This is a genomic window from Cupriavidus basilensis (assembly GCF_029335485.1).
GTDB classification, from domain to species: domain Bacteria; phylum Pseudomonadota; class Gammaproteobacteria; order Burkholderiales; family Burkholderiaceae; genus Cupriavidus; species Cupriavidus basilensis_E.
The window spans coordinates 1-16,183 of record NZ_JARJLM010000163.1; the positions used below are offsets into that span (position 1 = coordinate 1).

Genomic DNA, 16,183 nt, shown 5'->3' on the forward strand with positions numbered 1-16,183 from the left:
CCACTGAATGTGGAACTCAAATCGACCGAGCAGCACGTCGCACCTACGGCAGGTGCCGTCGTGAGGCTGCGGTTCGAAACCGAGAACACGGGGCGCACGGCGATCCTCCAGGCCAGGACCAGCGACGGCAAGCCCTTGCCCTTCGGCGCAGAGGTTTTCGATGTCAGCGGGCAAAGCGTTGGCACGGTGGCGCAGGCCAGCCGCATCATCGCGCGCAGATTGCACAAGGACGCTGGCGAGCTGACCGTCAAGTGGGGCGGTAGCCCCTCCGAACAGTGCGCGGTGGCCTACAACCTGCCCGAGACGGCCCCCGGCAGCACTCCCCCCTATTCCGCAACGGCATTGGTCTGCAAATGACGCACGCAATGATGGTACCTTCGCTTTCCCGAGAGCAGCGCACTGACGGCCGGCGTATCCGGCAATCCGTCATCTGTCTGAAGACCGCCATCCTGCTGTGGCTGGCAACCGTCTGCTCCTCCGCCTTCGCCCGCGTAGAGTGCAGCGTAAACTACAGCGATCTCAACTTTTCCCTGCCGACCGGGACCTATACCATTCCGCGTGGTGCGCCGACAGGCACCCGGATCACGCCCTTCACGCGCCTCCAGCAAACCTACCAGAATGTCTGGAATTGCAACGACACGGCCGACATCGCCTTTGGCCCGGCATTGCAATCGACGCTGACCTTCTCCGGCACGACGTACTGGGAGAACGGTCTCAGCTACCAGGTATTCAATACCAACCTTGACGGCGTTGGCTTGATCATGCAGAGCGTCGGTTATATGGAACGGGCGGGCTGGTCCCAGACACGGGGACTCGACACCACCAGTTGGCTGGGCATGGCAAGCGCCCGGTACTCGCCTCCGCCGGGCCCCCTCTTAAACAGCGGTGTGGGTATGGCATTCGCCTTCGTGAAGACCGGGCCCATTACACCGGGCATGGTGGTCCTCGGTGTCATTGCCCAGGCCGGCATGGCCGAATTCCCGTCCGGCACGCCGAACGGCCCGGTCAGCAGCGTGACGTATCAACTACCGGTAACAGCATTCACTGGGAATTCGATATTCATCGTGCCGGCGTGCACCACGCCGAGTATCCCGGTCGATCTACGCTCGCACCGAAGCTCCGAATTCAGCGGCCCCAATACGGTTACGTCTTCAGTCAACTTCGATCTTGCGTTGAACAATTGCCCGGCGGGAATGAAAGCCATCCAGTACCAGGTCGACGCCGTCACACCGATCATCAGCTCGGTGAACTCCGTTGTGGCGCTGGATGGCACCTCCACCGCAACCGGCGTGGGCGTGCAGTTGCTAGACGGCTCCGGCGCCGCCTTTCAACTGGGCCGTGCCCAGACCTTCAACGGATACAACAGCACCACCGGCGGCAGCTACACCATCCCCTTCAGGGCCCGCTACATCCAGACGGGATCTACGGTGGGACCTGGCAGGGCCAACAGCGTGATGACATTCACCATGACCTATCAGTAGCATCTGCGTACCGTCTTGGCCGCGCTTTGCCTGGGTTGCGGGTGCTCTATCGTTCGGGAAACAGTGGTCAGCACATCGACAGAAAGCGGGCGGACAGGCAGCGCGCCCATTGGAGGTTTAGGGATGACACAGACTCGGATCTCCGCACCGGGCCGTGCGGAACTCGACCTCGCTTTTACGTCGTTCTTTGGAATGGATGGCGGCAATCCCGATGCGGCCCTCTGGGTGTGCGATGTGGCTCCGTTGTTCAGCTGCATGCCATCGCTGAAAGCACTGCGCCCGGAGAAGCAGCCCGGCTCCTGGAACGCCGCCTTTCGTCGAGCCAATGCTCACTTCTTCCAGCAATGGCAAACGCACTACCGAATTGCGCGCGTCATCGCAGCGGCCTACGCATCGACCCTGGCGCCAGAGCATAGCCCAATCGACGCGACGGAGTATTTCTACCACTATCTCTATGCGCCGCATGGCTGGGAGTTCAAGTTGAATCTCTTTCCATTTCCAGAAAATCCACGTCCCAGCCGGCCATGGAACGAGGCGTTCGAAGAAGATTCCGTCCTGCTCTCCAAATCGGCCTACTTGCACTTGTGCCGCAATGGCGGCCGATTCCGCTTCATCTCCAAGCTGCGCCATCTGCATCAACCGCGCATCATCCTGTGCTTGGGCCAACGGCACAGGTACGATTATCTGCGTGCATTCGGCTTCGAAGGTATCGATGGAATTGAGGAAATTCTGCAGCCTGCAGATGTACCTCAATCGCTATATGTCTTTGAACATGAACGAACTGCGCTGGTGCTTAGCCCTTCACTCGGCGGCCCCAAAGGGTTGAGTTCCAATGTGCTTCTTGACGCGCTGGGAGCCTACTTGGCGCGGCGGCTGGACGCATCGGATTTCCCTCCCCATCCGGGCGCACGGCTGACCGCCCTTTCCCATTCCGCACCATAGTGAGCCTCCACCGCCTTGACCCGGACCCCGAATCAAGGCGAGCCCAAAGAAGGAATGCCGGGCCACCTGGATCCATGACTTGGAGTCGGACTGACCGGCAGACAATTCGAGAAGGCCTGAAACTCTTTGAAGCGAAACACTTCATCCGCGCCCATGTCTCGTTTGGTATCCGGCGAGACGATTCCAGCGGCACGGGCGGCGGGTTAGGTGGCCGGTCAGCACGTTGAGGCGCTGAGTTAACGGGGCGCATTGCGCTGTAAGGGGAGCAGTATGGAAAATGCCGTGTTTACTAGGTCGGAGTTGGACGGCTATTTTGCTTCGTATGTCGGGATGGAAGGGGGAAATCCGGGGGCGTCGGTGTGGTTCTGCGACGGAAGCCCACATCCGTGGTTCGAACATCTGACCGCGCCGCTGAGGCCGCGCACGGCCCCTCCGGCATGGGATGCAGCGTTTCGCACAACGTATCGCGAGAGCCTCGGAAAATGGATGGGCCACCAGCATATTGCCCGCATCATGGCGGCGGCTCGCGCCGAAGTGTTGGGCCTCCCCCTGTATGCCACGGACTGCCAGCAGTATTACGAACAGCAGCTGTATGGGCCCTGGGGCGCCGAGTTCAAGCTGAGCCTGTTTCCATTGCCATTGCATCTCGATGGCCTAACGCCTTGGTCCAAGGTGTTCCGCGGACAAAGGGAGTTGGTACCCAAGCAGCGCTATCTGGACCTTTGCCGCCATGGCGGGCGTTTCCGCTTTCTGTCCGAGATCTGCACGCGTTGGCAGCCAAAGCTCGTGGTGTGCTTGGGCCATCGGCATACGGAAGACTTTATTCGAGCCTTCGCGCTCGGCGATGTGGTCGCCGAAGAACTGCTGTTGCAGCCAGCCGATCAGGCGAAACACCTGCGCATGTTCAAACGGCGTGGGACCGGCTGGATCATCTGTCCCGCTCTGGCAGGCACATCGGGCATGAACTCAGATGCACTGCTGAATGCATTTGGCAGGTTGCTTGCCACTTACCTCAATCCGTCTGACTTTCATATCCCGAAGGACAGAGGCTGATTGACTCGGGTAATCGCACGACGAGCGACCTGGCGGAAGCCTGGCGACACGTTGTTAGCGCGCACTCTCCCGAATTTTCCTCGCCACGTGCTCGGAAATGAGCCGCCTCCAATCGTCAAGATTTACTCGCGCATAGGTTTCGTCTGTCTGCCACAACTGGTGCACGGCCATGCCGCGCACTTGATTTAGCGTGAGATTCAGAACTCGCTCTGCGTCCTTCGCGGCCAAGCCCGATGCCTGGAGCACCTGCAGCCAGCGGGCGTTTGTCGTCTGCCGATAGCGCATCATTACTGGCATGATCCGTTCCATCAACTCGGGATCGGTGCGCGCTACCATCAGTACCTCCAACGCTACTGTGAACGGCCAATCCAGATATACGCTCACGCAGTCCGCAATGAATCCCTCGATGGGATTCGCGCGTGCTTCGGGCGACTCGGCCACCCGCTGACCGCGCTCAGTCGCCACATCGTAAATCCACTCTGTGGCTGCCACCACGAGTTCCGCTTTGGTCGCGAAGTGGTGCATCAGCGCGCCATTGGAGAGCCCTGACTGGGTTGCAACCTCCTTGGTCGTCAAGCCACCGTAGCCACGCCGCATGAGCACGTCGATAGTCGCAGCGAGAAGTCGCTCACGTGCCTCCCGGCTGCGTGTCTCCTGCGACCGGCGGACTGGAACGCCGGATCCTGCGGCTGCCCCTCCAGTGGAGGACGTCCTTCGACGTATCGGAGACTTAGGTTCCGGCATGGTGCTCGACGCGGGAATCTCTCATAAAATCCATAAAAATCAGCTATTTACGTTGAATTATACCAGAACACGGGCGGGTAATCCCCTACATTTACAAACCGCTCACTCTGTTTGTTTGTGTATAGAATGAACTCGTTGAACGGACACAACAACAGCGGAGACCCCAAATGACCTATCTCAAGAATGCTTGGTATGTGGCGTGTTTGACGCATCAAGTTCGTGCTGGCGAGATGTTTCATCGCACATTGCTTGATGAGGCCGTAGTCTTCTATAGGAAGCAGGACGGATCACCGGTGGCTCTGCAAGACCGCTGCCCACACCGCTTTGTTCCCCTTCACCTCGGGACGATTCGCGGCGACCAGATCGAGTGCGGATATCACGGCTTGCGCTTCGATTGTTCAGGAGCCTGTGTAAAGAACCCTCATGGCGACGGCAAAATTCCCGCAGCCGCCAAAGTGCGCGCGTACCCGGTGGAGGAGCGCCATGGAATGCTCTGGATCTGGATGGGAGATGCCCCCGCGGATCTTGCTCTTCTTCCAGACTACAGTGTGTTGGATCCTTCCTCAGGCTACCTTGTGAGCACGGGCGGGTATATCCATATCAAGGCCAACTATGAATTGATGGCCGAGAATCTACTCGATCTCAGCCACATTACTTACCTGCACGACGGTCTCCTGGGCAGTCCAGAACAGGTCGGCGCGGATCAGGTCTTGACCGAGGACGAGGGGCACATTGTTTGCCGCCGGTGGATGCCGGGCATCAGCGTGCCCGGGGTATTCGATATGCTCTACCGGCGCGACCAGGGTCTGGTCGACATGTGGACGGAGATGCGGTGGATGCCACCCAGCTGCTTCTTGCTGGACTCTGGCGTCCACGCTGTCGGCGCCACGCGCGAGGACCACGGGTGGTATTACGGCGTCCACATTCTCACGCCGGAAACGCGATATACGACGCATTATCACTTTGCGGCAGCATTACCAGCCGGCACCCGCTTGACCGATGCGGAAGCAGCCAAATTTGCCGAGATGCGGCGCTTCGCGTTCGAGGAACAAGACAAGCCCATTCTTGACGCTCAACAGGCGGCGCTGGGCGAAACGGACTTCTGGGCAATGAAACCGGTGCTTCTCACAATCGATGCAGGTCCTGTACGCATGCGCCGCGCGATCGAGCGACTCATCGCAGCGGAGCGGCAAACGGCACAGCCCGCAAGCGTCGATTGATCAGTCATTTTCGCTACTAGCATTTTGCCAGTCGGCCGCCAAGGTCGGCTGCCAATGCTTTAGCTCCCTTCTCTGTGGTAGGAAGCCGGACATCTCCGGCACGCTGACTCTCGCTGTCATGGACACTGACAACACTACTGTACGCGTCGTTCGGAAGCAGTTCGACGCCGACGACATTTGCATATTTACCTTGCAGCCGCTCGATGGCTCTGCAGTACCGGCCTTCCAGGCCGGCGCGCATATTGATGTCCATCTGCCGAACGGAATGATTCGACAGTATTCTCTCTGCAATCCCCCTCATGTGCGTGACCACTATTTGATCGGGGTGCTCAAGGACCCTGCAACGCGTGGTGGCTCCCAATCGCTTCACGAGGAGGTTACTGAAGGCGACGTGCTGACGATCAGCCTCCCGCGGAATCTGTTTTCCCTCGCCGACCATGCGCAGCGTCACCTACTGCTCGCGGGCGGCATTGGAATAACTCCGCTGATTGCGATGGCATGGCACTTGGAGGCGCGCCGCGCAAATTATCACCTGCACTACTATACGCGTAGCCCTCAACGCACTGCGTTTCTCGAGCAAATCCGAACGTCATCGCTAGCGGGAAACGTCTCCCATTGGTTCGATTCAGCACCGAGCCAGGAAAAACCTACAGTGGCCGAGCTTCTCCGGCGCGCGCCACGCGATACGCATGTCTACGTTTGCGGACCTGCCGGGTTCATCAATCATGTCATTGATGAGTGCGGCAGAGTCGGCTGGCCGGCTGGACAGGTGCATTTCGAGAGATTCACTGCAGCGCCAAGCACAGGGGAAACCGAGTTCACGGTTGTGATTCGTAGCAGCGGGCAGCGGATCCCGATTGCAGGAGATACGTCAGTCGTGCAAGCACTTGAATGCGCCGGAATTTCGATTCCAGTCTCGTGTGAACAAGGCATCTGCGGCACGTGCCTCACGCGAATCTGCGCCGGCGTACCCGACCACCGAGATCAGTATCTGACCAAAGACGAGCGCATGGCCGCCAATATGTTCACGCCCTGCTGCTCGCGATCCCTGACACCAGAACTTGTGCTTGATCTGTAGGCGAGTCCCGCGTTAGCCGAGCTCAGCGTTTCCGAGGCCGTCCGTTAGCACTCTCTATTCCCTTACTTCATTAGATATCTGGAGGAGCCAAATCCACATTTCCGATATGAAATTGCAGGTTCGATTAGGTAAGCAAAAAATATAGAAGCGAGAGGAGACATCAAGATATGAAACCTGGACGATTGGCTGTTGGTATCCTATCCGCAACCCCTTTGCTCGCCGCCGCGCAGTCTGTCACCCTCTATGGTGTGGTCGACACAGGTGTCGAGTATGTGAACAACGTCGGAGCGGCCAAGGACGGCTTGGTACGTATGCCGACACTGACTGGCACGGTCCCTTCGCGCTGGGGCTTGCGTGGCACCGAAGACCTTGGCGGCGGGCTGAAAAGTGTCTTCGTGCTCGAATCGGGCTTCGCGCCTGACTCCGGCACGTCCAACCAAGGCGGACGTTTGTTCGGTCGCCAGGCTTTTGTCGGCCTGAGCAACAAGTGGGGCCAAATCAGCTTTGGTCGCCAGTACACAATGCTGTTCTGGGCCACGTTGGACTCCGATATCCTGGGTCCGAACGTATATGGGTCGAGCTCCCTGGATAGCTACCTGCCCAACGCCCGCGCGGACAATGCCATTGCCTACAAGGGCAAGTTTGGAGGTTTCACTATTGGCGGAACATACAGCTTCGGCCGTGACACCGTCAATGCCGGCCCAAGCCCGTCTGGTACCAACTGTGCAGGGGAGAATCCTGCGGACAGTCGGGCCTGCCGGGAGTGGTCAGCCCTACTCCAATATGAGACAAACTGGTGGGGTGTGGCCGCCGCCTATGACTCGCTACGCGGCGGACCTGGCGCTTTCGGCGCCCTGGTCAAGAGCAGCTTGAAGGACGACCGACTGTCGCTCGGCGGATACATGCTGCTGTCCAAAGCGAAGCTGGGTCTCGGCGTGATCAGCCGGAACAACGAGGCCAGTTCCACGGCGCACAGCCAAATGTATTATGGTGGCGTTTCGTACGACGTTACCCCAGCCTTTAGCCTTGCTGGACAACTCTACTATCAGAAATACAACAACAGCGCCAACAAGGTTTGGCTTGGCGCGGTACGGGCCACCTACTCGCTCTCAAAACGGACGTCCGTCTACGCGACGGCTGGTTACATTGACAACGGCGGCCAACTCGCGCTGTCGGTCAGCACCGGCGCGGCTGGCAGCAATACCAAGGCAGGTGGCAACCAATTTGGCACAATGATCGGCATCAAACACATCTTCTGATTGTCCCCGCGCCCGGTGCTCGCCTCCCGTGCGTGCCGCGTCCTTACCGGCTTCGCCGGGCGTACTGCCGAACAACTCCTTTTGCGCAACCGATTCTTGCCGCGCCTCTGGCGTCAGGCAATTCCGTGGGTTGCCACCGCAGTCGGACTCCCGCGGCGGCAGTTCATATTACAGTGTTGCCGCACGCTTGAAATCCCCCGAGCGCGATACGACTGGCCCCAGCCTTAGCCTGCTACCTTGCGCGTGCTCCCTGCCTTGTCGCCGAAGAGATCGAACACGACACCACGCAGCCACTGGTTCGCCGGTGAACGGTGGTACTTTGCGTGCCAGAAGACGTTGATCGCAACATCCGGCAGCTTCGCGGGGTGGGGGACTGTCACCAAATCGAAGGGCTCGATCAGTCGGTCGGCCAGTCGCTCGGGAATGGTAGCGATGAGGTCGGAATTGTGCAGGATATGCCCGACGCCGACGTAGTGCGGCACTGTCAGCCGGATGGTTCGCTCGACGCCACTGCGCTGAAGCAACTCGTCAACCTTGCCATGCCCCGTACCTGCGGAGACAACCACGAGGTGCTCCGCGCCGGTGAACTCGGGTAGCGAGATCCGCCTCTTGTCGAGTCGGTGCCCGCGGCGCATCACACAGACGTAGCTCTGTGTGAAGAGCCGTCGCTGAAAAAAGCCCGCCTTAAGTTGCGGCAGCAGGCCAATGGCCAGATCCACCTTGCCGGCCTCCAGTTCATCCTTGAGATTGATCGCCGTATTCCTCACGGTGCTCAGCGTCATCGCCGGCGCCTCGCGCCCCATCCGCTCAATGAGCGCGGGCAGGAAGTAAATCTCCCCGATGTCGGTCATCCCTATCGTCACAGCTTGCCTGGCGCTAGCAGGATCGAAGCTGCTGCGCTGGTTGATGCCGCTGTGGATCATCGCCAACGCATAGCTCACGGACTCGGCGAGTTGGTCTGCGTAGGGGGTCGGCTCCATCCCCTTTGCCGTGCGAAGGAACAGCTCGTCGCCAAAAAGCTTGCGCAGCTTGGCCAGCGAGTTGCTAACGGCTGGCTGCGAGATTCCCAGGTTGTCGGCGACCCTCGAGACGCGACGCTCGACCAGCAGTTGGTTGAAGACGACAAGGAGATTAAGGTCCAGATCCTGGAGTTCCATAAGTCAGATCCATCTCGGATGAGTGATAGCGGTCGAAAGAAGCGCGCGCCGGTTGGGACAAAACACACCGTACCAAGCCGGTATCGACATTCTTCTTCCACCGTAGTCTCGTTACAAGGGGAGGTGATTCATCACTGATAGTGATATAGCACATTTCCCAAATCCCATTGGCTGATTGCTCGATGGCGTCCATCATTCCAGCCATGGAACTGCTAATACAGCCCCTTCAACGCGTTATCCACGTCGAGCCCGGCGCCAACCTGCTTGAGGCGCTCCGTGCCGCCCAAGTGCCGATGTCCTACAGCTGCATGGCGGGGCGCTGCGGCACCTGCCGGTGCAAAGTGATGGAAGGAGAAGTTCTTGACGGGGGGCGCCAGCAGCAGCGCCCCCTCGAAGCCAGCGACGAATACGTGTTGGCCTGCCAGACCTTCGTGACCGAGCCGTGCACGATCGAGATCCCGGAGCCCGACGAGGTCGTCGTCCATCCGGCTCGCATCGTCAAAGCGAGCGTGCAGTCGATCGAGACGCTGACGCACGACATCAAGCGCCTGGTCCTCAAGCCTGCCAAGCCAATCGAGTTCTCTCCCGGGCAATACGTTCAGTTGCAGTTCGCGCCCGACCAGATCCGTCCGTATTCGATGGCTGGCCTGTCGACGGATGGCAATTTGGAGTTCCACGTGCGCATCGTACCCGGTGGCAGAGTTTCCGGCTATGTCGCCAATGAGTTGAAAGTCGGCGATGCGATCCGAGTCAGCGGGCCGCTGGGCTCAGCCTACCTGCGGCGCAAGCACGAAGGTCCAATGCTGTGCGTGGCCGGCGGTACGGGTCTGGCCCCCATCCTGTCCATCCTCCGTGGCGCGATCACGGACGGGATGGTCAACCCCATCCATCTATACCTCGGCGTCCGGTCGCAACGCGACGTGTACGGGCTCGACTGGCTGCGCGAGTTGGCGAACCGCCATTCCGCCCTGAAGCTGCATGTCGTCGTCACCTCGGGCGGAGACCCTCGCCATCAACGCTGTGGCCTGGTCACGGAGGCCATCGAGCAGGACATCGACAGCCTGCAGGGCTGGCGAGCTTACCTTTGCGGTTCACCGCCCATGGTCGAGGCCGCGTCGGTGCTGGCCAAGCGCAAAGGCATTGCACCTACCCACATTTACGCCGACGCGTTCTACACGCAGGGCACCTGAAGGAGACACCTCTTGCACGCAGCCAAGCTCTCGCCGGAGGCCACGCGCGAACGCGCCGCCTACTACGATCGCATCGGGTCGCAAAACATGACACCGCTGTGGGAGGTACTCGGCGCGCTGGTGCCATCTCAGCCCCGCTCCCCGGCGCACGCGGCCCTGTGGCGGTATGCCGAACTGCGCGAACAGGTGCTGGAGGCCGGGCGGCTGATCACTGCCGAGGAAGCTGAGCGTCGGGTCCTCATCCTGGAAAACCCCGCACTGCGCGGGCAATCCAGTATCACGCAGTCGCTGTACGCCGGCCTGCAGCTGATCTTGCCCGGTGAAGTGGCTCCATCGCACCGTCATACGCAGTCCGCGCTGCGCCTTGTGCTGGATGGAGAAGGCGCATACACCGCGGTAGATGGCGAGCGCACCACCATGCGCCGCGGCGACTTCATCATCACTCCGGCCTGGACTTGGCACGACCACGGAAATCTTGGCGAGCAGCCGGTTGTCTGGCTTGACGGGCTGGACATCCCGATCGTCCGCTTCCTGGATGCCGGGTTCGCCGAGAAAAGCGAGCAGTCGTGCCAGCAGCCGCAGCGACCGGAGGGCGACGCCTTGGCCCGCTACGGAGCCAATATGATGCCATTGGACTACCAGCCTAAGCCGGCCGAACCAACCCGCGTCTTCGTCTACCCCTTCGAGCGCACGCGCGCGGCGCTACAGGGCATCGCGCACGGCATGCCCGATGCGTACCACGGCTTCAAGCTGCGCTACGTGAACCCCGCCACGGGCGCTTCGCCGATGCCAACCATCGGTTCCTTTGCGCAATGGATCCCGGCAGGCTTCGAGACGCGGCCGTACCGCTGCTCCGACGGCACTGTCCACGTCTGCCTCGAGGGCAGCGCTGAAGTGAAGGTTGGCGAACAGACCTGGCGCATCCAGGAGAACGACGTTTTCGTCGTGCCCTCGTGGCACACGCTGCAGATGCGCGCCGACCGCACCGCCCTGCTCTTCAGCTTCTCCGACCGCCCAATGCAGCAAGCGCTCGGCCTCTGGCGCGAGCAGCGCCTGTGATATCCCATTCTGGAAGAATCCGATGAAACTCGCCGTCGTGCCCCCACCGCTGTATTCGCTGACCGTTGCAGGTTGTGACGAGCGCTTTCCGGTCAACCGCGTCTTCTGCGTCGGCCGCAACTATGCTGCTCACGCTCGCGAGATGGGCAAGGATCCGGACCGAGATCCCCCCTTCTTCTTCATGAAGCCCGCCGCGGCTGTCGTGGACGCCGCGCATCCGACCTGCGTGCCGTACCCGCCCATGACAAAGAACTACCACCATGAAATCGAGCTCGTCGTGGCAATCGGCAAGGGCGGACGCGCCATCGCAATCGCCGACGCGCTCGATCACATCTACGGCTACGCCGTCGGCTTGGACATGACCCGGCGCGACCTCCAGCTCGAAGCCCGTGACAAGGGTCGCCCTTGGGAGTTCGGCAAGTCTTTTGCGCGGTCGGCACCCATCGGCGCGCTGCACCGCGTGGAGGAAATCGGGCACCCGAGCTCGGCGGCCATCACACTCGCCGTCAATGGCCAGTTGCGTCAATCGTCGGATGTTTCCAAGCTGATCTGGACCGTGGCCGAGTGCATCTCCCATCTCTCGGCGTACGAGACGCTCGAACCCGGGGACATCCTCATGACGGGCACACCCGAAGGTGTTAACGCAGTCGTGGCCGGCGATACGATGCACGGCGCCATTGCCGGCCTAGGCGAGATCGCGGTCAAGGTCGAGGCGTAATTGAACACACCACGTCAAAACAAAGGAGACAACATGAGCGAGACGTCGACGGTCTTCCCGCGCGAGCCCCGCTGGGAAGGGGACGGAACCCACCGCATTCCCTTTCTCACCTATACCAGCGAGGAACTCTACAAGCGGGAACTGGAGCGGTTCTTCTACAAAGATCACTGGTGCTACGTCGGACTCGAGGCAGAAGTGCCGAATCCCGGCGACTACAAGCGAACTGTGGTCGGGGAACGCTCGGTAATCATGGTGAGAGATGCCGACGGCACGATCAGCGTCGTCGAGAACGTCTGCGCCCACCGGGGCATGCGCTTCTGCCGCGAGCGCCACGGCAACCGCAAGGACTTTGTCTGCCCATACCACCAGTGGAGCTACACGCTCAAGGGCGACTTGCAGGGTGTGCCCTTCCGTCGCGGCGTCAAGCAGGACGGCCAGGTCCATGGCGGTATGCCTGCGGACTTCAACACCGCAGACCATGGCCTGACCAAACTGAAAGTCGCCACCCGCGGTGGCGTCGTCTTTGCCTCCTTCGACCACGAGGTCGAGCCAATCGAGGACTATCTTGGGCCAACGATCTTGGGCTACTTCGACCGTCTCTTCAATGGTCGCAAGCTGAAGATCCTCGGCTACAACCGCCAGCGCATCCCGGGCAACTGGAAGCTGATGCAGGAGAACATCAAGGACCCATATCATCCGGGTCTACTGCACACCTGGTTCGTCACCTTCGGACTCTGGCGCGCCGACAATAAGTCGCAGTTGAGGATGGACGACCGCCATCGCCACGCGGCCATGATCTCGACTCGCGGCCAGGCAGGCAAGGCGGAGCACGTCACTCAGGTGTCGAGCTTCAAGGAGAGCATGCAACTCAACGATGCCAGCTTCCTGGATATTGTGCCCGAGCCCTGGTGGGGCGGCCCAACCGCGGTGATGACAACCATCTTCCCTAGCGTCATCCTGCAGCAGCAGGTCAACAGTGTCTCGACCCGCCACATCCAGCCCAACGGCCACGGCAGCTTTGACTTCGTCTGGACCCACTTCGGCTTCGACGACGACACCGAGGAGATGACGCAGCGCCGCCTGCGACAGGCCAACTTGTTCGGCCCGGCTGGCTTCGTTTCAGCTGACGACGGCGAGGTAATCGAATTCTCCCAGCAGGGCTTTGAGAGCAAGCCTTTTTACCGCACTGTCGCTGAACTGGGAGGCCGCGAGGTAGAGAACACCGAGCACATGGTGACCGAGACGCTGATCCGCGGTATGTACCACTACTGGCGCAACGTGATGGAGGCCTGAGCGATGAGTACGAACGTCAACTTCGAAGACTGGCTTGCCCTGACGCAACTCTACTCGGATTATGCGAGCGCTGTGGACTCGGGGAACTGGGATCTTTGGCCAGAGTTCTTCACCGACCAGTGCGTCTATCGCCTGCAGCCACGCGAAAACCACGAACGCGGCCTCCCTCTCGCAACCCTGTCGTTCACCAGCAAGGGCATGCTGAAAGACCGTGTCTACGGCATCAAGGAGACACTGTTTCACGATCCGTACTATCAGCGACACGTGGTCGGTAACCCGGTGATCCGCAGCGTCGAGAACGGGCGCTTTACTTGCGAGGCGAACTACGCCGTCTTCCGCACCAAGCTGTCGGATACATCCACGGTGTTCAATGTCGGCCGCTACCTCGATACGGTCGAGCGAACATCTACCGGGCTGAAGTTCGCATCGCGTGAGTGCATTTACGACAGCGAAATGATCCCTAACTCGATCATCTACCCAATCTGAGGTGACCATGAGCGCCCCCCAATGGATCGACGCCTTGTCGGCCGACGATTTGCCCTCTGATGACGTTCTCGGCGTCGAAGTCGCGGGCCGCGACATCGCAATCTACACGGTTGGCACAGCGGTTTACGCGACTGACAATCTTTGCACGCATGGCAATGCCCGCCTGTGCGACGGATTCCTCGACGGTCATGAGGTCGAATGCCCCCTTCACCAGGGCAAGTTTGACGTGCGCGACGGCAGGCCCTTGTGCGATCCGGTCACGGATGCGCTGCGCAGCTACCCCGTAAAGATCGAGGGGCGGCGCGTGTTCCTACGCTTCGACTGACGCTCAGCCGCTTAAACCCGGCGTCGTTCTCGACGGGCGCCATGGGTTCCGCCGGTACATATATAAAAGGAGACAAGAATGACGTTCAAAGCATTTCGAGCCGTCGCGCTCACCGCCACCATCGCCTGCAGCTTCGCCGCTGCACAGGCCACGACCATCGGTCTGGTGGCACCGCTCTCGGGTCCCCAAGCCCTGGTGGGCCAGGATCAGCTCGACGGTTTCATGCTGGCCATTGAGCAACTCGGAGGCAAGCTTGGCGGCGATTCCGTGAAAGTGATCAAGGAGGACGATCAGCTCAAGCCCGAGGTCGGCCAGCAGATTGTCCGCAAGCTCATCGATAGAGACAAGGTCGACGCAATCGTCGGTCTGTCGTTCTCCAACGTCCTGATGGGCAGCCTGCCACGTCTGGCCGAGTCGGGCGTGGTGGCCATTGCCACCAATGCCGGCCCTTCGCCGCTAGCTGGGGCGCAATGCAAGGCCAACGTCTTCTCGCTTGCGTGGCAGAACGACGGTGCGGCCGAGGCGATGGGCAAATTCGCGCAGGACCGCGGTATCAAGCGGATCTACCTGATGGCGCCGAACTACCAGGCCGGCAAAGACGTGCTGGCTGGATTCAAGCGCTTCTACAAGGGCCAGGTCGTCGACGAAGTCTACACGCAGGTCAATCAACCCGATTACTCGGCCGAGATCGCGCAGCTGCAGGCCGCGAAGCCTGATGCGGTCTTCGCGTTCTATCCGGGGGGCATGGGCATCAACTTTGTCAAGCAGATGAGCCAGGCCGGGCTAGTCGGTAAACTGCCGCTGTATTCCGTTTATACCGTCGACGGCACGACGCTCCCGTCGCTGCGGGATGCAGCCGCCGGGACAATCAGCGGCGCGATGTACGACGCAGCGCTGGACACACCGGAGAACCGCAGGTTCGTCGCCGCCTTCGAGGCGAAGTACAAACGCATTCCCAGTCTCTACGCGGCGATCGGCTTCGATGCAGCCAACCTGCTGGACGTCGCTTTGCGCAAAGCGGGAGGAGACACCAAGAAGCTCGCGACCGCAGTGAAAGCCGGCGGCAGTGAGTTCAAGTCGGTGCGCGGACCCTTCCGATTCGGCAAAAACAACATGCCGATCCAGAACTACTACGCGTTCGAGACAACGCGGGATGCCGGCAAGCTCGCGACCAAGTTGATCGGCACGCCGCTGGCTGCGCACACCGATCCGTACGCCCCGCAGTGTACGTTGCCTTGAGGAGAGAACGATGAGTGCAACGCTGCTGCTGGCGCAACTGCTCAATGGCCTCCAATATGGCGTGCTTCTGTTTCTGCTGGCGGCTGGGCTGACGCTGGTGTTCGGAATCATGAGCTTCGTGAACTTGGCTCACGGCTCGCTGTACATGCTTGGCGCCTACGCGGCAGCCGTCGTCTACGGAGCCACCGGCTCATTCGCGCTGGCGATCCTGGCGGCGACGGGATCGGCCCTGTTCCTCGGACTGGTGCTTGAGGTGACGATCGTCTCCCGCCTATACCGGCGCGACCACCTGGATCACGTGCTCGCGACCTTTGGTCTAGTGATGTTCTTCAACGAAACCGTGCGACTGGTCTGGGGCCCGCAGCCGCTGTTCGTGCCGGTGCCAGAGGTCCTGAGCGGAACGGTCGACATCGTCGGCTTCACCTATCCCTCATACCGTTTCGCCATCATCGTCGCTGGCCTGCTGGTAGCCCTGGGATCGTACCTGCTGATCCACAAGACGCGCGTTGGCATGTTGATCCGCGCCGGTGCGCAGAACCCACAGCTGGTGGCTGCGCTGGGCATCAACATCGGACTGCTCAACGCCATGCTCTTTGGCGTAGGCGCGATGCTGGCAGGGATTGCGGGTGCGATGGCAGGCCCGGTGCTCTCCGTCCAATCCGGCATGGGCGAGCCGGTACTCATCACTACGCTGGTGGTGATCGTCATCGGCGGCATCGGATCTATCAACGGTGCTCTGTACGCGGCACTCATCGTCGGCATCGTGGATACGCTCGGACGGGTATTCCTGCCTCTCCTGCTGCGCCAGGTCGCCGAGCGCTCGATTGCCGACGCGGCCGGCCCCGCGCTCGCCTCGATGAGTGTCTACCTGCTAATGGCACTGGTCCTCGCGCTACGTCCGCAGGGGCTGTTTCCGGCCCGTCGCGGCTGAGGAGAAGG

Annotated in this window: 17 protein-coding genes; 15 read left to right on the forward strand and 2 right to left on the reverse strand. The window is 60.7% G+C overall.

The window, feature by feature from the left end; translation table 11 throughout:
* From P3W85_RS09605 to P3W85_RS09620, 4 genes are all read left to right on the forward strand, one after another.
* On the forward strand, nucleotides 1-357 hold a 357-nt coding region (locus P3W85_RS09605), incomplete at its 5' end, for a FimD/PapC C-terminal domain-containing protein (RefSeq protein ID WP_276264598.1).
* Nucleotides 358-365: 8 nt separating this feature from the next.
* Complete coding sequence (locus P3W85_RS09610) at nucleotides 366-1,481, forward strand: fimbrial protein (protein ID WP_276264599.1); 1,116 nt, start codon at nucleotides 366-368, stop codon at nucleotides 1,479-1,481.
* Between the two features lie 123 nt (nucleotides 1,482-1,604).
* Nucleotides 1,605-2,423, forward strand: a complete 819-nt coding sequence (locus P3W85_RS09615; RefSeq protein WP_276264600.1) for a transcriptional regulator — start codon at nucleotides 1,605-1,607, stop codon at nucleotides 2,421-2,423.
* Nucleotides 2,424-2,693: 270 nt separating this feature from the next.
* Nucleotides 2,694-3,476 carry a transcriptional regulator gene (locus P3W85_RS09620; protein ID WP_276264601.1) on the forward strand — a complete coding sequence of 261 codons (783 nt, stop codon included), beginning with the start codon at nucleotides 2,694-2,696 and terminating at the stop codon, nucleotides 3,474-3,476.
* Nucleotides 3,477-3,530: 54 nt separating this feature from the next.
* Here P3W85_RS09620 and P3W85_RS09625 read toward each other — a convergent pair whose 3' ends face one another.
* Nucleotides 3,531-4,220, reverse strand: coding sequence for a TetR/AcrR family transcriptional regulator (locus P3W85_RS09625; RefSeq protein WP_276264602.1), 690 nt, complete (start codon nucleotides 4,218-4,220; stop codon nucleotides 3,531-3,533).
* A 167-nt stretch (nucleotides 4,221-4,387) separates the two neighbouring features.
* Here P3W85_RS09625 and P3W85_RS09630 point away from each other — a divergent pair, with 167 nt between their 5' ends.
* From P3W85_RS09630 to P3W85_RS09640, 3 genes are all read left to right on the forward strand, one after another.
* Entirely contained in the window at nucleotides 4,388-5,440 is a 1,053-nt protein-coding gene (locus P3W85_RS09630; RefSeq protein ID WP_276264603.1) for an aromatic ring-hydroxylating dioxygenase subunit alpha, read from the forward strand.
* Between the two features lie 118 nt (nucleotides 5,441-5,558).
* Nucleotides 5,559-6,518: a PDR/VanB family oxidoreductase gene (locus P3W85_RS09635; RefSeq protein WP_276264604.1), complete on the forward strand. Its 960-nt coding sequence runs from the start codon at nucleotides 5,559-5,561 to the stop codon at nucleotides 6,516-6,518.
* A 167-nt stretch (nucleotides 6,519-6,685) separates the two neighbouring features.
* Nucleotides 6,686-7,777 (forward strand): porin, encoded by a 1,092-nt coding sequence (locus P3W85_RS09640; RefSeq protein WP_276264605.1) that lies wholly within the window; start codon nucleotides 6,686-6,688, stop codon nucleotides 7,775-7,777.
* A gap of 224 nt (nucleotides 7,778-8,001) precedes the next feature.
* Here the strand turns inward: P3W85_RS09640 and P3W85_RS09645 are convergent, their stop codons facing one another.
* Nucleotides 8,002-8,934: a LysR family transcriptional regulator gene (locus tag P3W85_RS09645; RefSeq protein ID WP_276264606.1), complete on the reverse strand. Its 933-nt coding sequence runs from the start codon at nucleotides 8,932-8,934 to the stop codon at nucleotides 8,002-8,004.
* A 203-nt stretch (nucleotides 8,935-9,137) separates the two neighbouring features.
* Between P3W85_RS09645 and P3W85_RS09650 the strand changes: the two genes are divergently transcribed.
* The 8 genes from P3W85_RS09650 (at nucleotide 9,138) to P3W85_RS09685 (ending at nucleotide 16,175) form a co-directional block, all read left to right on the forward strand.
* Nucleotides 9,138-10,124, forward strand: coding sequence for a 2Fe-2S iron-sulfur cluster-binding protein (locus P3W85_RS09650; protein ID WP_276264681.1), 987 nt, complete (start codon nucleotides 9,138-9,140; stop codon nucleotides 10,122-10,124).
* An 87-nt stretch (nucleotides 10,125-10,211) separates the two neighbouring features.
* Nucleotides 10,212-11,183 carry a gentisate 1,2-dioxygenase gene (gene gtdA, locus P3W85_RS09655; protein WP_430869521.1) on the forward strand — a complete coding sequence of 324 codons (972 nt, stop codon included), beginning with the start codon at nucleotides 10,212-10,214 and terminating at the stop codon, nucleotides 11,181-11,183.
* Nucleotides 11,184-11,205: 22 nt separating this feature from the next.
* Nucleotides 11,206-11,901 (forward strand): fumarylacetoacetate hydrolase family protein, encoded by a 696-nt coding sequence (locus tag P3W85_RS09660; RefSeq protein ID WP_276264608.1) that lies wholly within the window; start codon nucleotides 11,206-11,208, stop codon nucleotides 11,899-11,901.
* A 33-nt stretch (nucleotides 11,902-11,934) separates the two neighbouring features.
* Entirely contained in the window at nucleotides 11,935-13,194 is a 1,260-nt protein-coding gene (locus P3W85_RS09665) for an aromatic ring-hydroxylating dioxygenase subunit alpha (RefSeq protein ID WP_276264609.1), read from the forward strand.
* Nucleotides 13,195-13,197: 3 nt separating this feature from the next.
* Nucleotides 13,198-13,680 (forward strand): aromatic-ring-hydroxylating dioxygenase subunit beta, encoded by a 483-nt coding sequence (locus P3W85_RS09670; protein ID WP_276264610.1) that lies wholly within the window; start codon nucleotides 13,198-13,200, stop codon nucleotides 13,678-13,680.
* A 7-nt stretch (nucleotides 13,681-13,687) separates the two neighbouring features.
* A complete protein-coding gene (locus P3W85_RS09675) occupies nucleotides 13,688-14,005 on the forward strand; it encodes a non-heme iron oxygenase ferredoxin subunit (RefSeq protein WP_276264611.1) in 318 nt (105 codons plus the stop codon).
* A 78-nt stretch (nucleotides 14,006-14,083) separates the two neighbouring features.
* The gene (locus P3W85_RS09680) at nucleotides 14,084-15,244 is read left to right on the forward strand and encodes an ABC transporter substrate-binding protein (protein WP_276264612.1); all 1,161 of its coding nucleotides are present in this window, start codon (nucleotides 14,084-14,086) and stop codon (nucleotides 15,242-15,244) included.
* Between the two features lie 10 nt (nucleotides 15,245-15,254).
* Entirely contained in the window at nucleotides 15,255-16,175 is a 921-nt protein-coding gene (locus tag P3W85_RS09685; RefSeq protein ID WP_276264613.1) for a branched-chain amino acid ABC transporter permease, read from the forward strand.
* Nucleotides 16,176-16,183: the final 8 nt, after the last annotated feature.

Coding starts and splice junctions, on each gene's coding strand:
- P3W85_RS09650 (WP_276264681.1), top strand. CDS start 9,138: ATGGAACTGCTAATACAGCCCCTTCAACGCGTTATCCACGTCGAGCCC.
- P3W85_RS09625 (WP_276264602.1), bottom strand. CDS start 4,220: ATGCCGGAACCTAAGTCTCCGATACGTCGAAGGACGTCCTCCACTGGA.
- P3W85_RS09685 (WP_276264613.1), top strand. CDS start 15,255: ATGAGTGCAACGCTGCTGCTGGCGCAACTGCTCAATGGCCTCCAATAT.
- P3W85_RS09645 (WP_276264606.1), bottom strand. CDS start 8,934: ATGGAACTCCAGGATCTGGACCTTAATCTCCTTGTCGTCTTCAACCAA.
- gtdA (WP_430869521.1), top strand. CDS start 10,212: ATGACACCGCTGTGGGAGGTACTCGGCGCGCTGGTGCCATCTCAGCCC.
- P3W85_RS09680 (WP_276264612.1), top strand. CDS start 14,084: ATGACGTTCAAAGCATTTCGAGCCGTCGCGCTCACCGCCACCATCGCC.
- P3W85_RS09620 (WP_276264601.1), top strand. CDS start 2,694: ATGGAAAATGCCGTGTTTACTAGGTCGGAGTTGGACGGCTATTTTGCT.
- P3W85_RS09635 (WP_276264604.1), top strand. CDS start 5,559: ATGGACACTGACAACACTACTGTACGCGTCGTTCGGAAGCAGTTCGAC.
- P3W85_RS09640 (WP_276264605.1), top strand. CDS start 6,686: ATGAAACCTGGACGATTGGCTGTTGGTATCCTATCCGCAACCCCTTTG.
- P3W85_RS09675 (WP_276264611.1), top strand. CDS start 13,688: ATGAGCGCCCCCCAATGGATCGACGCCTTGTCGGCCGACGATTTGCCC.
- P3W85_RS09665 (WP_276264609.1), top strand. CDS start 11,935: ATGAGCGAGACGTCGACGGTCTTCCCGCGCGAGCCCCGCTGGGAAGGG.
- P3W85_RS09660 (WP_276264608.1), top strand. CDS start 11,206: ATGAAACTCGCCGTCGTGCCCCCACCGCTGTATTCGCTGACCGTTGCA.
- P3W85_RS09670 (WP_276264610.1), top strand. CDS start 13,198: ATGAGTACGAACGTCAACTTCGAAGACTGGCTTGCCCTGACGCAACTC.
- P3W85_RS09615 (WP_276264600.1), top strand. CDS start 1,605: ATGACACAGACTCGGATCTCCGCACCGGGCCGTGCGGAACTCGACCTC.
- P3W85_RS09630 (WP_276264603.1), top strand. CDS start 4,388: ATGACCTATCTCAAGAATGCTTGGTATGTGGCGTGTTTGACGCATCAA.
- P3W85_RS09610 (WP_276264599.1), top strand. CDS start 366: ATGATGGTACCTTCGCTTTCCCGAGAGCAGCGCACTGACGGCCGGCGT.